This window comes from Xenorhabdus yunnanensis (assembly GCF_028598805.1).
GTDB lineage: Bacteria > Pseudomonadota > Gammaproteobacteria > Enterobacterales > Enterobacteriaceae > Xenorhabdus > Xenorhabdus yunnanensis.
In genome coordinates this window covers 1-574 of the sequence record NZ_JAQRFI010000214.1, presented here as the reverse complement: position 1 = coordinate 574, position 574 = coordinate 1, and the positions used below count along the sequence as shown (strand labels likewise).

Genomic DNA, 574 nt, shown 5'->3' with positions numbered 1-574 from the left:
GGGATGGAATACCAGCAATTAGGCATGAGTAACCAAGATGCCGAGTGGCTGGCTTCCCGTCGCTTCACCATTGATGATATCGCCCGTATGTTCAACGTCAGCCCGATCTTTTTGCAAGAGTACTCGAACAGTACCTACAGTAACTTTAGTGAAGCGTCCCGCGCCTTTCTGACCATTACCATGCGTCCGTGGCTCGCCAACTTTGAACAGCAAATCAAATCGGCCTTGCTAATGGCATCCCCGAAACGGGGGATTCGTTATCAAGTGGAATTTGATACCGCCGACTTGCTTCGCGCCAATCCGAAAGAACGCTTTCAAAGCTATGAGACGGCGATTAAGTCGGGGGTGATGTGCCCGAATGAAGCCCGTGAACGTGAGGGACTCTCTCCCCGTGCAGGGGGGGATGAATTTAGTCAGGCATGGAAGCAAACGGTAGAAATCAAGAAACAACCGGAGGGCAAGGAATGAGGGCAGGCAGATTGAGGCATCGGGTGACTATCCAGAAATCCGAGCAGTCACGCGCCCCGTCAGGGCAGGTTATTGACAAGTGGGTGGATGCCGCCACCGTCTGGGC

At 53.5% G+C, this 574-nt stretch carries 2 protein-coding genes; both read left to right on the top strand.

The genetic code is table 11. The annotated features are described in order from the left end of the window. The coding region (locus tag PSI23_RS21880; protein WP_273557028.1) for a phage portal protein at positions 1 to 468 on the top strand (468 nt) is incomplete at its 5' end. Continuing rightward, positions 465 to 574, top strand: a 110-nt coding sequence (locus PSI23_RS23540; RefSeq protein ID WP_273557029.1) for a phage head closure protein, incomplete at its 3' end; no start/stop codon positions are given. The genes PSI23_RS21880 and PSI23_RS23540, both read left to right, overlap by 4 nt.